Annotated in this window: 15 protein-coding genes; 9 read left to right on the top strand and 6 right to left on the bottom strand. The window is 47.9% G+C overall.

Translation table 11 applies throughout. The features are described from left to right. Nucleotides 1–36 precede the first annotated feature (36 nt). From KBW69_RS21360 to KBW69_RS21345, 4 genes are all read left to right on the top strand, one after another. Nucleotides 37–1,062: an amino acid ABC transporter substrate-binding protein gene (locus KBW69_RS21360; protein WP_257252349.1), complete on the top strand. Its 1,026-nt coding sequence runs from the start codon at nucleotides 37–39 to the stop codon at nucleotides 1,060–1,062. Between the two features lie 324 nt (nucleotides 1,063–1,386). Next, nucleotides 1,387–2,565, top strand: a complete 1,179-nt coding sequence (locus KBW69_RS21355; protein ID WP_257282206.1) for an amino acid ABC transporter permease — start codon at nucleotides 1,387–1,389, stop codon at nucleotides 2,563–2,565. An 11-nt stretch (nucleotides 2,566–2,576) separates the two neighbouring features. Further along, on the top strand, nucleotides 2,577–3,665 hold the full coding sequence (locus tag KBW69_RS21350; RefSeq protein WP_257282205.1) for an amino acid ABC transporter permease: 1,089 nt from the start codon (nucleotides 2,577–2,579) through the stop codon (nucleotides 3,663–3,665). A 27-nt stretch (nucleotides 3,666–3,692) separates the two neighbouring features. Then, nucleotides 3,693–4,454, top strand: a complete 762-nt coding sequence (locus KBW69_RS21345; protein WP_257253520.1) for an amino acid ABC transporter ATP-binding protein — start codon at nucleotides 3,693–3,695, stop codon at nucleotides 4,452–4,454. An 87-nt stretch (nucleotides 4,455–4,541) separates the two neighbouring features. On the opposite strand, the gene KBW69_RS21340 is transcribed toward KBW69_RS21345, so the two are convergent. Further along, on the bottom strand, nucleotides 4,542–5,828 hold the full coding sequence (locus tag KBW69_RS21340) for an OmpP1/FadL family transporter (RefSeq protein ID WP_257253510.1): 1,287 nt from the start codon (nucleotides 5,826–5,828) through the stop codon (nucleotides 4,542–4,544). Nucleotides 5,829–6,347: 519 nt separating this feature from the next. Continuing rightward, nucleotides 6,348–7,658, bottom strand: coding sequence for an OmpP1/FadL family transporter (locus KBW69_RS21335; RefSeq protein ID WP_257282204.1), 1,311 nt, complete (start codon nucleotides 7,656–7,658; stop codon nucleotides 6,348–6,350). A gap of 687 nt (nucleotides 7,659–8,345) precedes the next feature. Here KBW69_RS21335 and KBW69_RS21330 point away from each other — a divergent pair. From KBW69_RS21330 to KBW69_RS21310, 5 genes are all read left to right on the top strand, one after another. After that, nucleotides 8,346–8,960 carry a trimeric intracellular cation channel family protein gene (locus tag KBW69_RS21330; RefSeq protein WP_257282203.1) on the top strand — a complete coding sequence of 205 codons (615 nt, stop codon included), beginning with the start codon at nucleotides 8,346–8,348 and terminating at the stop codon, nucleotides 8,958–8,960. A 156-nt stretch (nucleotides 8,961–9,116) separates the two neighbouring features. Next, a complete protein-coding gene (locus tag KBW69_RS21325; protein ID WP_257253514.1) occupies nucleotides 9,117–10,403 on the top strand; it encodes an OmpP1/FadL family transporter in 1,287 nt (428 codons plus the stop codon). Nucleotides 10,404–10,481: 78 nt separating this feature from the next. Next, on the top strand, nucleotides 10,482–11,054 hold the full coding sequence (locus KBW69_RS21320; protein ID WP_257282202.1) for a hypothetical protein: 573 nt from the start codon (nucleotides 10,482–10,484) through the stop codon (nucleotides 11,052–11,054). A gap of 103 nt (nucleotides 11,055–11,157) precedes the next feature. Beyond that, on the top strand, nucleotides 11,158–12,468 hold the full coding sequence (locus KBW69_RS21315; protein ID WP_257282201.1) for a hypothetical protein: 1,311 nt from the start codon (nucleotides 11,158–11,160) through the stop codon (nucleotides 12,466–12,468). Continuing rightward, nucleotides 12,461–13,234, top strand: a complete 774-nt coding sequence (locus KBW69_RS21310) for a VacJ family lipoprotein (RefSeq protein ID WP_257253517.1) — start codon at nucleotides 12,461–12,463, stop codon at nucleotides 13,232–13,234. Before KBW69_RS21315 ends, KBW69_RS21310 begins: the two co-directional genes overlap by 8 nt. Before the next feature lie 74 nt (nucleotides 13,235–13,308). Here the strand turns inward: KBW69_RS21310 and yaaA are convergent, their stop codons facing one another. The 4 genes from yaaA to KBW69_RS21290 form a co-directional block, all read right to left on the bottom strand. Further along, entirely contained in the window at nucleotides 13,309–14,082 is a 774-nt protein-coding gene (yaaA, locus tag KBW69_RS21305) for a peroxide stress protein YaaA (RefSeq protein WP_257282200.1), read from the bottom strand. Nucleotides 14,083–14,207: 125 nt separating this feature from the next. Then, nucleotides 14,208–15,605 (bottom strand): phosphomannomutase CpsG, encoded by a 1,398-nt coding sequence (locus KBW69_RS21300; RefSeq protein ID WP_257282199.1) that lies wholly within the window; start codon nucleotides 15,603–15,605, stop codon nucleotides 14,208–14,210. A 226-nt stretch (nucleotides 15,606–15,831) separates the two neighbouring features. Continuing rightward, entirely contained in the window at nucleotides 15,832–17,235 is a 1,404-nt protein-coding gene (locus KBW69_RS21295) for a PhoH family protein (protein WP_257253519.1), read from the bottom strand. Between the two features lie 209 nt (nucleotides 17,236–17,444). After that, on the bottom strand, nucleotides 17,445–17,638 hold a 194-nt coding region (locus tag KBW69_RS21290; RefSeq protein WP_257282198.1), incomplete at its 5' end, for a hypothetical protein.

The raw sequence follows: 17,638 nt of genomic DNA, 5'->3' as shown, positions 1-17,638 counted from the left end.
AAAAGTAGTAAAAAAAAATAACAAACGGGATCGATTATGATAAGAAAACTCACAAAATGGGTGGCACCTGTTCTTATGCTGGCAGCGGCCAGTGCCCAGGCGGAGACCGATAGCGACACTCTGGGAACCGTGTTAAGCAAAGGTTACCTGAGTTGTGGTGTCAATACCGGACTGCCGGGGTTTGCAACGCCTGATGAGAAGGGGCAATGGTCTGGCATCGATGTGGATGTCTGCCGTGGCGTGGCAGCGGCGGTTTTGGGCGATGCTTCCAAGGTTAAATACATACCCCTGACGGCCAAGGAGCGTTTTACCGCTCTGCAGTCAGGTGAAATCGACATGCTTTCCCGTAACACCACCTGGACACTCACCCGTGACGCTTCATTGGGTCTGAACTTTGCCGGTGTCAGCTATTACGATGGTCAGGGCTTTTTGGTGAAAAAAGAGCTGGGTGTCACCAGTGCCAAAGAACTGGACGGTGCTGCGATCTGTATTCAGTCCGGTACGACCACTGAGTTGAACCTTGCAGATTATTTTCGCAGCAATGGCATGAAGTACCAGCCTGTTGTCTTTGATACCTCCGACGGTACGGCCAAAGGGTTTGATTCAGGTCGTTGTGATGTCCTGACTTCAGACCAGTCCCAGCTTTATGCTCTGAGACTGCGTTTGTCGAAGCCAGGTCAAGCCGTTGTGCTGCCTGAAGTGATTTCAAAAGAGCCTCTGGGACCACTGGTTCGTCAGGGTGATGACCAATGGTTCAATATTGTGAAGTGGTCTCTGTTCGCCATGATCAATGCCGAAGAGCTGGGGCTGAGTTCGGCCAATATCGACAAGAGCAAGTCTTCAACCAATCCTTCCATTCGCCGCTTCCTGGGTATTGAAGGCCCCAAGGGCAAGGGCATGGGCCTCAAGGATGACTGGGCTTACCAGGTCGTGAAGCAAGTGGGTAACTATGGTGAAGTCTTTGAGCGTAATATCGGCGCATCCTCTCCCCTGAAAATTGAGCGTGGTCTCAATGCCCAGTGGAGCCAGGGCGGTATCCTCTACGCACCTCCTTTCCGCTAAGAGTCCTGTAAGGCTGGTGGTCCAAATGAATTGGGCTGTCAGCTTTCTGCTATGAGATGCCTTTAGCAAATGCTTCTGGCAAAAACTTCTAGCAGCCTGTCGGACTTAAGCGTCCGTAGCGAGGATTGCAAGAAATTGAGGATAAAAATTTCTGCTTCTGAGGAGAATAGCGAGCTATTTGACGAAGAAGCAGGAATTTTTAGACCAATTTATTGCAACCGCAGTAGGACAGCCTTAAGTCCGACAGGCTGCTAGCGAAATACCTATAGCAAAAATAAAAGTAGAGCCATGAACGGATTCTTCATGGCTAATAAAAGGCACCCTATGTTAGTAAGACTCTGGCGCGACCCGGTCTGGCGGGCTGTTCTTTTTCAGGTTCTGTTGATCCTTGCCGTTGTGGCAATGGTCGCCTGGGTAGTGAACAATACCCTGTCGAATCTAGAGCATCGCGGCATCAGCACCGGCTTTGATTTTTTATCCCAGTCTGCAGGTTTTGGCATTATCCAGACACTGGTGGAGTACGACGAAAGCCATACCTTTGGCAGAACGTTTCTGGTAGGCCTACTCAATACTTTACTGGTCTCTTTTCTCGGCGTTATCTTTGCCACCATTCTTGGATTTCTGATTGGTGTGGCCCGGCTCTCCTCTAACTGGCTCCTGTCTAAAATGGCCAGTATTTATATTGAGGTTTTCCGCAATATTCCCCTGCTGCTGCAAATTTTCTTCTGGTACTTTGCGGTTCTGGGTATTCTGCCGAACCCCCGTCAAAGCATCAGTCTGTTTGACTCCATCTTTATTAATGTTCGTGGTATCTCTCTTCCCTGGCCCGAATTGAACGCGGGTATGGTGACGGTTGCCTGGGTTTTCATGGCCTGTCTTGCTGCTGTGCTGGTTTTGAGATTCTTTATGCGCTCATGGCTGCTTAAAGCTCAGCACCAAGAAAACAAAGGGCAAATGGTTCTTTATATCAAGGCAGCAATGGCTTCAAGTGTTGTGCTGATTCCTCTCGTGACCAGCTTTCTGGTGGATGCTCAGTTGCGATGGGAGATACCAGAATTAAAAGGTTTTAATTTCTCCGGCGGTCTGGTTTTAATTCCTGAACTGGCTGCGCTCTGGTTTGCTCTGAGTATTTATACTGCGGCTTTTATTGCTGAAGTCGTTCGCTCTGGTATTGAGTCTGTCAGCAAAGGTCAGAAAGAAGCCGCTGCGGCTCTGGGTCTCAAGCCTCGCCGCGTGCTGAGTCTGGTGGTGATTCCTCAGGCCATGCGGGTGATTATTCCACCCCTGACCAATCAGTACCTGAACCTGATCAAGAACTCTTCACTGGCGACGGCCATAGGTTACCCGGATCTGGTCAGTGTCTTTGCGGGAACCACCCTGAACCAGACCGGTCAGGCCGTTGAGGTGATCGCCATGACCATGGCCGTTTATCTCACGATCAGCCTTACCGTATCTGTTTTGATGAACTTGTATAACCGTTGGGCATCGCTGGTAGAGCGGTAAGGACTCTCTTAATGAAGAGCACGATGATGGAAGAAAAAATGATTCCTGCAAGAGAGCCCCCGGTCAACTCGAGGGGTGTTTTAGGCTGGATGCGGGAGAAGCTGTTTGCGACGCCCTCACAGTCACTGATCACATTGACGCTTATTTACGGTCTTTATCTGATCCTTCCTCCCTTATGGCAGTGGGCAGTTATGGACGCTACCTGGACGGGAGAAAGCCGCTCGGCCTGCAATGTTGACGGTGCCTGCTGGGCTTTTGTCACTGCACGACTGGATCAGTTTATTTACGGCTTCTATCCGGAGAGTGAAATCTGGCGGGTGAATCTGTTTTTTGTGCAGTTGGTCCTGATTCTGGGTTGGCTGATGATCCCGGCTATTCCCGGCAAGAAGCTGGCATTGGGGTTGGGATTGCTGGTATTGCCGGTTACCTCCTGGCTGGTGCTGTCTGGAGGTTACTTCGGTCTGCCCGAGGTTGAAACCCATAAGTGGGGTGGCTTGATGGTGACCCTGGTGCTGGCGCTTTATGGCATGTTGGCATCATTACCGGTAGGCGTTTTGCTGGCCCTTGGCAGGCGATCTTCCATGCCGGTCATTCGGACGTTCTGTACGGCTTATATTGAACTCTGGCGTGGGGTTCCGCTGATTACTGTGTTGTTTATGGCTTCGGTCATGCTGCCTCTTTTTGTTCCGGAAGAAATTGTTTTCGACAAACTGGTTAGGGCCCTGATCGGGATTGTCATGTTCCAGTCAGCTTACATGGCAGAAGTGGTGCGTGGTGGATTGCAGGCGATTCCAAAAGGGCAGGTGGAAGCCTGTCAGAGTCTCGGAATGGGTTACTGGCAGAGTATGCTACTGGTGGTTCTGCCTCAGGCTCTGCGTCTGGTGATTCCCGGAATAGTGAACACCTTTATTGCACTGTTCAAAGACACCAGTCTGGTATTGGTGATTGGTCTGTTTGATCTGCTTTCGATTGTTCAGGCAGCCCTGAATGACCCCGAGTGGCTGGGCAGTGCTGTAGAAGGTTATCTGTTTGCTGGCTTTGTGTTCTGGTTGTTTTGCTTTGGTATATCCAAGTACAGCCAGCGACTGGAAAAGAATTAAAGAAAATGAGAGGTCTTCATGGATAAGATGGTCCGGGAAGTAAAAGACCCTGCAAGCCCTGTTATCAGGTTGAATGGGGTTAACAAATGGTACGACAACTTTCATGTCCTCAGAGATATCAACCTGGATGTGGTGCGTGGCGAAAAGATCGTTATCTGCGGGCCATCCGGTTCGGGTAAGTCGACTTTGATTCGCTGCATTAACGCTCTGGAAGAGCATCAGGAAGGCCAGATTATTGTTGATGGCACAGAACTGACCCGGGATCTGAAAAATATAGAGAAGGTTCGTCGTGAGGTCGGTATGGTGTTCCAGCAGTTCAATCTGTTCCCCCATCTGACGGTGCTGGAAAATTGTACACTGGCACCGCTCTGGGTCAGGAAAACCGCTAAAAAAGCAGCGGAAAAAACGGCGATGGAATACCTTGAGCGTGTCCGTATTCCTGATCAGGCGGATAAATATCCCGGACAACTTTCGGGAGGCCAGCAGCAGCGTGTGGCGATTGCCCGAAGCCTCTGCATGAACCCGGAAATCATGTTGTTTGATGAGCCCACTTCGGCACTGGACCCGGAAATGATCAAGGAAGTGCTGGACGTCATGATTGAGCTGGCCAATGAAGGCATGACCATGCTCTGTGTGACCCATGAAATGGGTTTCGCAAAAACCGTGGCAGATCGAATGATCTTTATGGATCAGGGGCAAATCGTGGAAGAGGCGACACCGGAAGTCTTCTTTAATAATCCGAAGTCTGAACGCAGCAGGGCGTTTTTGGGGCAGATTCTCAATCACTGAGAACTTACTTCAGCCTGAATTCCAAACAAAAAGGCCGCTCATCTTTTGATCAGCGGCCTTGTTATAGGATGCTACTGAAAAACCGACTTAGAAGCGGTAAGTCGCAGAAGCATGGAGGGAGTAAGAGCTGGATTCGTACTTACCTGCGTAAGATGTAGTCGTGTCAGTCAGCTGGCCACCGCCTTTGACATCGTCATTCTCAACGGTGTCGTAGACAGCCGCAAAGTCCAGATCCACCTGTCCATCAAGAATGCTGGTTCCGGCACCCAGAGTAAAGCTGTGTGCATTGGCTGGCGTAGAGAAGGTAGGTGCAGCATACTCTTCGGGTACAACAGCTGTTGTATAAATGTAACCGGCTCTCAGAGCCCAGTTTTCAATACCGGTGTATTCGGCAGCAATGCGGTAGTTGTACTGGTCTTCCCAGTTGGTGTTGATTGCGGGTACGTCCAGAGGTCGTTCATCAGAAGTAAACTGGATCTGTTCATTGTTGCTGTACTGCGAATATGTGACCTCACCAAACAGGGTCCAGTGAGGAGCTACTTGGTAATCAATACCGGTAGAGATCTGCATGGGCAGAGCTGTTTCTGCGGTTGCATCAATGCCGCTGTAGTCGTCAGGTATTGGGCCAAATCCAGGAGCACCCGATCTGAAGGATGCTTTACCGTCAGCTTCAATATCTACTTCAGAGCGGTAATTGATCCCCCAACCCCATCGGTCATCATCAGAGCGGTACATTGCGCCCAGACGGACACCAAATGTATTGTAACCGCTCATGTCGTTGTAGCCCACTGCAGCGCCTATACCCAATATATCTGAAACCATGTTGATATCGGCAGTGGCGTAAGTCAGGCGATAAGTACCTCCAACGGACCAGTTGTTGTTGATGCGATAGGATAATCCCAGACCTGCCTCAATAATCTTGATGTCAGTAGAGTAGTCATCTGTGACGGGTCTGCTGCCACCAACCGTTACATCTTCATACTTCGCAGCAGCACCACCAGAAGCATAAACACCGTACCCCATAGTGAACTTGTCGTTCAGTTTGTACAGACCTGTCAGGCCGCCAGCAGGAGAAAAGTTGGTTTCACCCTCAATAAAAGTATTTGGAGCTTTCGCAGGACCATTGACCTGAGTAAAAGTAGGAGATACATGCAGAGCAATATCATTAGACTCGGCAAAAGCCATACCGGCCGGGTTGAAGAAGATGGCACTGGAATCATCGACAGAAGAAACCGCAGCACCGGCCAGTGCGCTGTATTCAGCATCCCAGAGGGTCGCTTTTTCAAAACCACCGGCTACCGCCTGACCTGCAGAAACAGCAGCAGCCAGAGCAGAAACGAGGAAAAAAGGCGAAGTGCGTGTATGGCTTTTCATTATTACTCCTTATGATGGCAAGACCTCAGGCAGCTCCCTGTTATAAAAAAGGGTTTCTTTTATTAACGAGAGATATGAACCTGCCTGAGTGCGAACGTTGTTAGCTCTTGTGGATTCTTTCCGGTTCGCGGGTGGAACGGAGGCCATTTTATTTATGCTTAATCGAAATTACTGTTATTTTTTTGTAAATAATTAGCTATTAAAAAAGCTTTTAAAGGTGCTTCGAAACCGGTTTTTGAAACTGTGGTAAGAAATATTTTTATTTCTAACTTATTGATTCAAGGCAAAGTCTGTTGTTAATCATAATTCGAATATCATTCGATTTATGATTTCAATTAATTCAAGGTACTTTGATTAGTAAGAAAAAGGCATCCAGTGTGGGTAATCAGGTCGGGCTGAGTGATTAATACGTTAAGTGCATGGTGATAACCAACGTTTGCTAAACGTGGTGATGAAAGAAAAAAGGCCGCTGATCTTTCGATCGGCGGCCTTGTTGTAGGTTTCTACCGAAAAACCGACTTAGAAGCGGTAAGTCGCAGAAGCATGGAGTGAGTAAGAGCTGGATTCATACTTACCCGCGTAAGATTGAGTAGAGCTGGTCAGGTTGCCACCACCTTTTACATCGTCATTCTTAACGGTGTCGTAGACAGCAGCAAAGTCCAGATCCACCTGTCCATCAAGAATGCTGGTGCCGGCACCCAGAGTAAAGCTGTGGGCATCGGCAGGACTGGAGAAGGTGGGCGCAGCATATTCTTCAGGTACGACGGCTGTTGTATAAATGTAGCCTGCTCTCAGAGCCCAGTTCTCTATACCGGAGTACTCCGCAGCGATGCGGTAGTTGTACTGATCTTCCCAGTTGGAGTTAATTGCAGGTACAGGCAGACTGCTGACCTCATCGGAGGTAAACTTAATCTGTTCGTTATTGCTGTAGTCGGTGTATGTGATCTCACCGAACAGGGTCCAGTGTGGAGCTACCTTGTAATCGATGCCGGTAGAAATTTGCATGGGCAGTGCTGTTTCTGCGGTCGCATCTTTATCGCTGAAATCAAGAGGAATTTGGCCACCAAATCCAGGAGCGCCAGATCTGAAAGATGTTTTACCATCTGCTTCAATATCGACTTCAGAACGGTAGTTGATCCCCCAACCCCAGCGGTCGTCATCTGAGCGGTACATCGCACCCAGACGAACACCGAAGGTATTGTAACCGGTCATATCGTTGTAGCCCACTGCTGCACCTACAGCCCCATTCGCTAAATTTGACATCAATTCGATATCAGCAGCGACGTAAGTCAGGCGGTAGGTACCCCCAACGGACCAGTTGTTGTTGATGCGATAAGATAATCCCAGACCCGCTTCAATAATCTTGATGTCAGTAGAGTAGTCGTCTGTAACGGGTCGTACGCTGCCAACCGTCAGATCTTCATACTTGGCAGCAGCACCACCAGAGGCATAAATACCGTAACCCAGAGTGAACTTCTCATCCAGTATGGTCAGACCTGTCAGGCCGCCAGCTGGAGAGAAGGTGGTATCGCCATCAGTAAAATTGACACCATCCGCAGGACTACTGACTTTGTTAAAGGTGGGAGATAAGTGCAGAGCAATATCATCAGACTCCGCAAAAGCCAGACCGGCCGGGTTAAAGAAGATCGCACTGGAATCATCGACAGAAGAAACAGCTGCACCTGCCAATGCAGTGTATTCGGCATCCCAGAGAGTCGCTTTTTCAAAACCACCGGCTACTGCCTGACCTGCTGAAACAGCAACTGCCAGAGAGGAGGCCAAAGCTAATGGAGTGAGAGAAAAATGCGAGGAACGAGTGTGGCTTTTCATTATAACTCCTGACGTCGGCAAGACCTGAGGCGACTCCTTGTTAAAAAAGAAAGAACTTCTTTTTTCATTAACAAGTGATATGAGACTGCCTGATTGCGAACGTTGTTTGCTCTTTTCGAGTCTTCTCAGGTTCGCTGGTCGAAGGGCCGCTAGTCTTTTTGTGCTTATTATTAGTGTGTGTTGTCGTTTATAAATATCCGCTTGTTGAATGACGTTTTAACGTGCTCTGAAACGGGCATTTGAAACGACAGTACGAAATATCTCTGTTTAGAGGGGTCGAGTCAAGACAGGGTTGGGTGTTAATTAAAATTCGAATAGTATTCGATTTTCATTTTAATGAATTTAAGCTGTTTTGATTCGGTCTTATATTGCTAACTTTTTGATATTTAATGATTTTTATAAAAGGATGAGATTTGAATTAGCATCAGAAAAAGATGTAAAAAAATTGAAAAAAATTTGCAATTAGAGAGTCAGATTGCTCTCTAAGTCTTGGTAATTGCGTCAGGTTGAATACTTAAGATGTTTTTTATATAAATGAAAGACAAGCACATTGAGGTCATCTGAACCTGCATAAGCCTCCGTAGTCTGAGGAAAGTTCCTGTTCAATTAAGTAAGCGTCCTGATATGGGGTATGTGGCCTTGGGCGTATAATTTTAATATTAATTAATCGGACTCACTCTTTTTTTCATGCTGCTTTACATTCTGGATTTATTTGGCACCGCTGTCTTTGCCATCAGCGGCGCCTGGCTGGCCTGTCGTAAAGATATGGATATCTTTGGTGCCATGGTTCTGGCGTTTGTCGCTGCCGTGGGGGGGGGCACGATTCGCGATGTCCTTTTAGGCGGCACACCGGTTTTCTGGGTACAGGATCACGATTACGTTCTGGTCATTCTGGTCTCAACCCTGTTGGCGATTTTGATAAGACGCTGGCATCAGAAAACGCATCATATGATGTTGATTTCTGATGCGCTGGGTCTGGCTGTATTTACGGTGATTGGTGTCACTAAAGCTCTGGATTTCGGCGCTTCAGCCATTGTCGCTGTCATGATGGGGGTTCTCACCGGCTGTGGCGGTGGCGCTATCCGGGATCTGCTGTCTGGTGAAGTGCCACTGGTGCTGAAAAAAGAGGTGTATGCTTTTGCCGCTATGGCGGGTGGTGCTCTCTTCGTTGCATCAGAGTCTTATATTGGCGTCAATATGGCCACATTGTTGTCTGCGGGTCTGGTTCTGTTACTCAGACTGTTGGCTCTTTATAAGAAATTATCTCTCCCTCGTTTTGACCTGCCACCCATTTCCCGATGACTTTAACGCGCTCTGACATATAGCTATTTGATCAGAGCTCCCATGCTTTTAATAACTGTTGTTTACTAATCGTCGTTTATGCCTTTAAAAAAAGGCAGCGAAGCGTTTCTGCGTCTATACCTTTCAAACCAACACACAACACAATGAGGTTTGAAAATGACTTTGTGTTTACGACAGAGGGTGGCTGTTCTGTCACCTCTTCTTGCCGCTATGGCCGTTTCCTTTCATTCTGGCAGTGTCTACTCTGCGGGTTACGGCGTTTATGAAAACTCAGCCAGCTACATGGGCACAGCCTATGCGGGCAGGGCTTCCAACCCCCAGGATGCTTCTATTGCAGCCAATAATCCTGCAGGTATAGCTTATGTTGAGGGTATGCAGGTTTCTGTGGGTTCTGCTGTCATTCTTGAAGGAGGGGAATTTGAGGGTCAGCATACTGCGGGTGGAACGGTGATTGCCCAGGGTAAGACGGAAGATTTCGTGTCAACAAGCGGGATTCCTTTTGGGCATTTTGTTATGCCACTGAATGAGCAAATCAGCTTTGGTATAAGTGGGTATGCTCCTAATGGTATTGAGCTGGATTATGACAAGGATTGGGCGGGTCGTTTCTTTGGTAATAAAACCAGCGTTAAAACCGTGAGCCTGCAGGGAACGGTTTCCTATAAATTTCAGGAAGACCTTTCGGTTGGGTTTGGGTTAATTGGTTCCTATGTGGAGGGGGAATTAACTCAAAATGTCAATCCCCTTGTGCCTGCTGCAAAAGCAAAGATTGAGGGTGATGCCAACGCATTGGGTTGGACTCTGGGAGCACTGTGGAATGTTTATGATAAAACCTACGTTGGCCTTGCTTACTTCTCAGAACTTGATTTTGAAATCGAGGGAGATGTAAAAGTTGAGGGTCTGGCCCCGGTTGAGTTGAAATCAGATGCAAAGCTCGATATCACTATGCCAGAAAAAGCGGCTCTAAGCCTGACTCATGAGCTAAACGATGAATGGACTCTCATGGCTGAGGCCACCTGGACCCGTTGGAGCCGGTTCGAGGAATTTTATGTCAGAGCCGATAATTCTGCCCTGTCCAGCTACGTCCCAATCAACTGGAAAGATGTTTGGGCCTGGAGTTTTGGTGCGACATGGCAAGTACTGCCAGAGTGGAAACTGAGGGCAGGCTATATGTTTGATGAGTCCCCCGTCGATGATGACAATCGTACAGTCCGTACACCGGATTCGGATCGTAACTGGTTTACCGTGGGAGCAAACTGGAGGCCTGATACCAACATCTCCGTTGATATTTCCTATGCATATGTGAGTCTGAAAGAAGGTAAAATCAATGAATCCAAGTACAGCCCGGATCAAAGGGCTACTCCAAATCCTTTTTACGGCACAGTAACAGGCGATTACAAGAACAGCTCCAATATTGTAGCTGCACAATTGAATTATATTTTCTAGACTTGTTCCGTCTGCGACCTTGCCTGTCTCTGCAGGCAAGGTCTTGGTGAAGGTTTTTCAGAACCAGGGAATAAGTCGATGAAATCAGTCTTTAACAACAAAACGATTAAAAAAAGTCTCAAGGTGGCCGCGTTAGTGGTGACAGCAGGTACTCTGGTTTCGGGGTATGCATACCAGCCTGTCGGCGAAAAAGATGAAGTCATTACCGAAAAGCGTACAGTTGATCAGGACAAAATCTGTCAGGATCTTGGGCATCTTTTTACCAAGAGCCGGGATGGCTTTTCGGATATACGTAAACAGCCTTCTTTTTACAATAAGATCACCATCTGGCAGACAGACTATCAACCACTGAACGGTGGCTGTGAGGTTTGGCAGTGGTCCAATCGCTATAGCTATGTATGCAGTCGAGTCCTGCCTGATGAGCAGACTGCGACTCTGGCTTTTGACGAAGCCAACCGTATCATCGGTCAATGTCTGCCCAGGAGTTGGAGTCAAAAGGAGGTGACATTGCCAGACCAGAAAGGCGAAAAAATTCAGTATTCCATCAATGGACAGGTCAGGGGCTCTCTGGAAAAGATCAGTACTGGTGGCCTGTTTTCCAAAGACTGGACGGTTTACCTGTTGATTTCATCGCCGGAAAACACTCAGTAGTAATGATATGACTGGAAGAGGGGCGTTCTGTCCGTTGGTCCTCACGGACATTGTGGGGTGGGCAGGATGTTTTTCGAAGTTGCGAAGTTGCATTATTGCCATTTTGAAAAAACTTTTATTACTTCTGTTTCCTTTCTATTTGGGCACTTCGTGGGCTTATGACTTTCCTATCAGGGATCCATTTCTGGCCACCGTCGTTGGCACTCCGCCCGGGCAACAGGTGAAGCTGGGGCAGGGTACTGTCCGTGAGGCGATTTTAGGATTGGCTGACGAAACCATTAAGGGGGCGCCGGGTATATTCTGGGATGTGATGAAACCCCGTTTCAAATTGGCCTGGCAGGAGAAACCTGCTCCGTTGATATTTATCATTGCAGGTACTGGGGGGCGTTTCGATACCAGTAAGGTCGAGTTCCTGAAAAAGGTTTATTATCAGGCCGGCTTTCATGTCATTCAGATCTCATCCCCCACCAGTTACGACTTTGTTGTTTCCAGTTCCCGAACTCATCGGCCCGGCCTGACCCGGCAAGATTCAGAAGATATCTATCGTTTGATGAAAGCGTCTGTCAAGCGGGTCCGCTCCTTTAAAAAACTGGAGATTAGTGGCTGGTATCTGACAGGTTACAGCCTTGGCGCTCTCAATGCTGCGTTTGTAGCCCGAATAGACAGCGAACAGAACGCGTTTGGCTTTGAACGAGTATTGTTAGTGAACCCTCCTGTTGACTTGCGGCGCACCGTCGATAGCCTTGATCGTTTACTACAGGTGGATGTGCCGGGCGTTGACAGTGCAACAACGCTTTTTAATCACTACTTTGACAAGCTGGCTGCCTATTTTAAAGCTCATAAAAGTATTGATTTGGATGAACCCATGCTGGTTCAGGTGATGAAAAGCACTTATGCCATGAGCAGAGAAGAGCTGGCGCTGCTGATAGGCGTCAATTTCAGGCTGGTAGTAGCGTCCCTTTATTTCACTTCTGCTGTCATGACCTGGGACGGCAAACTGATCCCCGGATATTTCAGGCTCACGCGAAGTGATAGTCGAACTCCTTATTTTAAGCGGGCTATGTTTTGCGGTTTTGAATGCTACATCGATAATGTGCTGATCCCCTACGTAGAGAGGCAGAAGGGAATCCACTCCGGTCAGAAAAAATCCCTCCGAATGCAGCGCACTTTTATCTTTGAGCAGAGCGGTCTGCCTCGCCTTAAGACCTGGCTGAAGCGTGCCCGCCATGTTGGTGTGATGCACAATGTGGATGACTTTATTATTGATAAGAAAGGGCTCGACTTTCTTTATGACACCTTCAGAGGGCGGATAAAAATTTACCCTCTGGGTGGGCATATGGGCAATCTGAAATACCATCAAAACGTACGGGATATGCTCAGCTTTATGAAGGGTAGGGGGTTCCCTGATGCCTAGAGCCGGGCTCCTGTTGCTGTTTTTTTCTCTCATAGTCTTTAATGTCCTGGCTGATCAGCGTATCCCCTATGCAGATCCTATGGATACTCTGAAGTTCAGAGACACTGATGATGAGCTGTTGGAAAATTGGCATCACAATCCAATGTCTTTTATGGATGTTTATGATCCACTGGAGTCCTTCAATCGCGAGGTGTTTGCTTTCAATCGGCAGTTGGATCGCTATTTTCTTGAGCCTGTTATGCAGCTTTATGAAACGGTGACTCCGTTTTTCGTTCGGATAGGGATTGCCCATTTTTTTCAGAATCTGAAAGAAGTTTCCACTCTTATGAACAACCTGCTTCAGTTTGAGGGTGAGCGAGCTGTCAGATCAGTCGGTCGATTATTCATCAATTCTACTCTGGGTATGTTGGGCTTTTTTGATCCTGCTGAGAGTATGGGGTTGCCCCATCATCCCAATGAATTTGGCAATACTCTGGCAAAATATGGCGTGGGGCCCGGACCTTATCTGGTGGTTCCGGTGATTGGCCCATTCAGTTTGAGGGATGTCAGTGGTCTGGTCGTCGATCTGGTAGCAGAAGATTATATTGATTTTCTTGGGGTGCCTGCACAGGTGTTTAGCGAACCTGAACTGTTTGCTATCTATGGCATTAACTATCGTTACACCGTACCCATGAGCTATGACGATTTCAGTTCGCCCTTCAGCTACGACATCATTCGCTTTCTCTACACCAGAAAGCGGGAGTTGGAAGTGGGTATTATTAAGTAACCGTGAATTGTGTTGGTAATAGAAGGGAAGTGTCTTCCAGCTCAACGGCAATCACGGAGCTGGAAGAAGATAACTTAGACTTCTTTGCGAATAAACACCCACTCCTTGTCATTCGACATGGCTTCGTTATAGCTATAGCCCTCATAATCAAAACCTTTCAGGTCATCGACTTTTTTCAGGTTGTTATCTATGGCATAACGACACATCAGGCCTCTGGCTTTTTTAGCGTAGAAGCTGATGATTTTGTACTTGTCACCTTTCCAGTCCTTGAAAACCGGAGTGATGATCTGACCTTTCAACAGTTTGGGTTTAACAGCCTTGAAGTACTCGTTGGAGGCCAGGTTGACCAGAATGTCGTCTTTTTGGGCAGCCATTTCTTCGTTCAGTTTGTCGGTGATCTGTTCGCCCCAGAATGCATAAAGGTCTTTTCCTGCCTGGTTGGCAAATCGGGTGCCCATTTCCAGACGATATGCCTGCATCAGGTCGAGAGGTTTCAGCAGACCATAGAGACCAGAGAGAATGCGCAGGTGTTTTTGCGCATAATCAAACTGTTTGGCATTCATAGTCTCAGCATCAAGTCCCGTGTAAACATCACCTTTGAAGGCGAGGACAGCTTGTTTGGCATTATCCCGGGTGAAAGGTTGCTGCCAGGCTTCGTAACGGGCTGCATTCAGCTGTGACAGTTTGTCGCTGATGCTCATCAGGCTGCCGATATCTGACGGACTCAGCCTGCGCAACTGATTAATCAGGTCCTGAGACTGGTCCAGGAACTCTGGCTGACTGAACTTTTTCGTCACCGGAGCGGTGTCATAGTCCAGGGTTTTGGCAGGTGACACGACAAAAAGCATATTGGTTTTCTTCCTTAGCACTATGGAACACATCCTAGTTGAGGGCGGAGGTGTTTGGTAGTGAATTGTCTCTATTATGTTGTTAGGCAGCATGAGAGAGCAAGCTGGACCCGGACTTTCAGACACTAATGAGATCGAATGAGGGTCACCAGTTCTGTTGTTTTTTCTTCCATCAGCGCCTGATCTCCCCGGCTTTCCACATTCAGTCGAATGACCGGCTCAGTATTAGACATTCTGAGGTTGAAACGCCACTCTCCCATATCAACGGAGATGCCATCGGTACGATCAATCTCAGCGGCATCTTGTTCGTACCTGATCAGAATGGTCTCAATGGTCTGTGCTGGATTTTCAACTGTGCTATTGATCTCCCCGGAAGCGGGAAATTTGTCTATTCGTTCGGCCACCAACGCAGAGAGTGTCCGACCTTTCTGAGATAATAGTTCTGTCACCAGCAGCCAGGGAATCATGCCAGAGTCACAGTAAGCAAAGTCACGGAAGTAATGATGGGCACTCATTTCACCACCATAAACGGCATCCTCTTTGCGCATTCTCTCCTTGATAAATGCGTGACCCGTCTTGCAAAGCACCGGCTCTCCTCCAGCACTCCTGACTTGGTCTATGGTATTCCAGGTCAGTCGCGGGTCATGAATGATCTTTGCCCCCGGCGTATGGTTCAGGAAGGCTTCACCGAGAAGACCCACAATATAATAACCCTCAATAAACAGTCCCTTTTCATCGAACAGGAAACAGCGGTCAAAATCGCCGTCCCAGGCTATCCCCATATCGGCCTGATGTTCGAGAACAGCATCGCTGGTTGCCTGGCGACACTCAGGCAACAGCGGGTTTGGAATGCCATGGGGAAAGTTACCATCGGGCTCATGATGAACTTTGATAAATTCAATGGGGACTGAAGTGGATTGAAAACGGGCTTCAATCGCATCAATCACATGGCCTGCCGCACCGTTACCTGCATTAACGACCAGTTTCATGGGCTTTAGCCGAGCTGGTTGGATGTAGCCAAGCATGTGATCAATGTAGTCATCAAGAACGCTGACTTCTTTATAATCACCCTTCAGAGAGCGGTCTGTTATGGGTGAGGCGTCGTTTAATGGTGCAGCAACAAATGTATCCTCGACCAGCTTCTGTATCTCACGCAGACCGGTATCACCTGAAACAGGTTTACTGTCTTCTCTGACCAGTTTCATGCCATTGTAGTCTCTGGGATTGTGGCTGGCCGTTACCATGATGCCACCATCTACTTTCAGGTGTGACGTTGCGAAGTAGATTTCTTCCGTGCCACATAGACCTATATCCAGAACATTGACTCCGCCCGATCTCAGGCCATCACTCAGTGCGGCTTTCAGGGAGGGTGATGAAAGCCTAATGTCTCCACCAACAACGACGGTGTCTGCTTTTAAGTATTCTGCTGTTGCACGACCAATGCGCCAGGCAATGTCTTCATTCAATTCATCCGGCATGCGGCCCCGGATGTCATAGGATTTGAAGCAGTTCAGAGATTTCATTCATAACATCCGTTTCTGGTGGTGTTCTAATAATACCCTTTTGTTGTATTAACCCGTAAGTACAAAAGATGTCGCAAAAGTGCAGTGCTTCGCCATTAAGGGGTTAAAAAGTGGTTCAGATTGCTGGTGAGCAGGGCTTTAGGGGGAGGAAAGTTAATGATTAATGGCTGTCGGTTTTTGATAGCCAGACGATCAAGTCTGGCTATCGTTCTGAGGTAAGTGAAAATTATAGATTTTCTTCAGCGTATGCCGCCAGTGGCGAGCGTGGAACCCCCTGTAGTTGGACTGCGCCACCGTGTGGAAAGTTTTTAAATCGTTCAGTCATGTAAGTCAGTCCCGAACTGGTCGGTGCGAGGTAAGGGGTATCAATCTGAGCCAGGTTGCCCAGGCAGATGACCTTACTACCGGAACCCGCACGGGTGATAATGGTTTTTATCTGGTGCGGTGTCAGGTTCTGACATTCATCAATGATGATCAGGCTCTGCTGAAAGCTTCGTCCCCGGATATAGTTCAGGGATTTGAAATGGAGAGGGACCTGCTTGAGAATGTAATCCACACTGCTGTTGGTGGATTCATCGTCGTAGTGCAGGGCTTCGAGGTTGTCAGTAATGGCGCCCAGCCAAGGCTCCATTTTCTCCGCTTCCGTGCCCGGCAGGAAGCCAATGTCTTCATCCAGCCCCCGGGTTGAACGGGTCGCTATGATTCGACGGAACTGTTTGGTGGCTACTGTCATCTCGATCGCTGCAGCCAGGGCCAGAATGGTTTTACCTGAGCCCGCAGCACCGGTCAGGTTGACCAGATGAATGTCGGGGTCCAGTAAAAGATTCAGGGCTATGGCCTGATGAATATCGAGAGGTTGAAGCCCCCAGGCTTCCTGACTCATTAATGCTTCACGGCAGAAGTGTTGCAACTGGACTTCGTCCTGAGTGATGGCATTCACCCGAGCTACAAATCCAGTGTCGTCCAGTAAAAACTGGTTCAGATGGATGTCCTCTCCGAGCTCTTCTTTCAACAATCGGTGATAGGTATTACTCTCCAGCTGTTCTGTCTGAACCTGGGAAACCCGGTCCCAGAAGTTGCCTTCAAACAGCCGATAACCTTTATTGAGTAAACCAATATCGGAAACCAGCTGGTCGCTGTGGTAATCCTCCGTTGGAATTCCGCATCCCCTGGCTTTGAGACGCATATTGATATCTTTGGTCACCAGGATCACCGGTATACCCGGATGGGTTTCCTGAAAATGACAGATATCGTTGATGATGCGGTTATCGTTATTGCTGGTGGGCAGTGTGGTGATGTTTTCTATACGGTGAGAACTCAGGATTGAGAGAGTACCCTGAGGCTCTGATTTATTACCACGTCTGATAGGAACGCCTGCTTCGATCTCCGAGGGTGAGGCAGTACCCAGTATCTGGTCAATCAGCCTGATGGCCTGTCGGCAGTCAGCGGCGATGGTTTGCTTTCCGTTCTTAAGCTTGTCCAGTTCCTCCAGAACGGTCATGGGGATGAGCACTTGATGCTCTTCAAAGTTGAGGATTGAGTTAGGGTCGTGTATCAGAACATTACTGTCGAGAATGTAGGTGGTTGTTTGGGTTGAGATGATCGGCCTGGCTTGCAAGGCGTTTCCCATAGGCGGTTTCCTCGTCCTTTTTTTGGATCTCTCATATTTGATTCTTATCGAAAACCAGCAAGTCAGCAAGTTTAAATTTCCAATAGAAATAAAAAATTTTAAATACTGATTTTATTATTTTAATAAGTGAAATTTGATTCTAAACTTAGAGGATTACATTCATATTTCTGCTAAATAATACGTCTGGAAATCGTTACAAGTTTTTTCGTTTACTCCGTTTTTTCAGGGCCATTTATAGGGGTTGGAAGGCTGCCACCAGCGAATTTCGGTTGAATATTCGCTAGCAGCCTGTCGGACTTAAGCGTCCGTAGCGAGGATTGCAAGAAATTGAGGATAAAAATTTCTGCTTCTGAGGAGAATAGCGAGCTATTTGACGAAGAAGCAGGAATTTTTAGACCAATTT

The sequence above is a fragment of the Endozoicomonas sp. ISHI1 genome, from assembly GCF_024606225.1.
GTDB lineage: Bacteria > Pseudomonadota > Gammaproteobacteria > Pseudomonadales > Endozoicomonadaceae > Endozoicomonas_A.
This window is presented reverse-complemented; position numbering and strand designations above follow the sequence as displayed.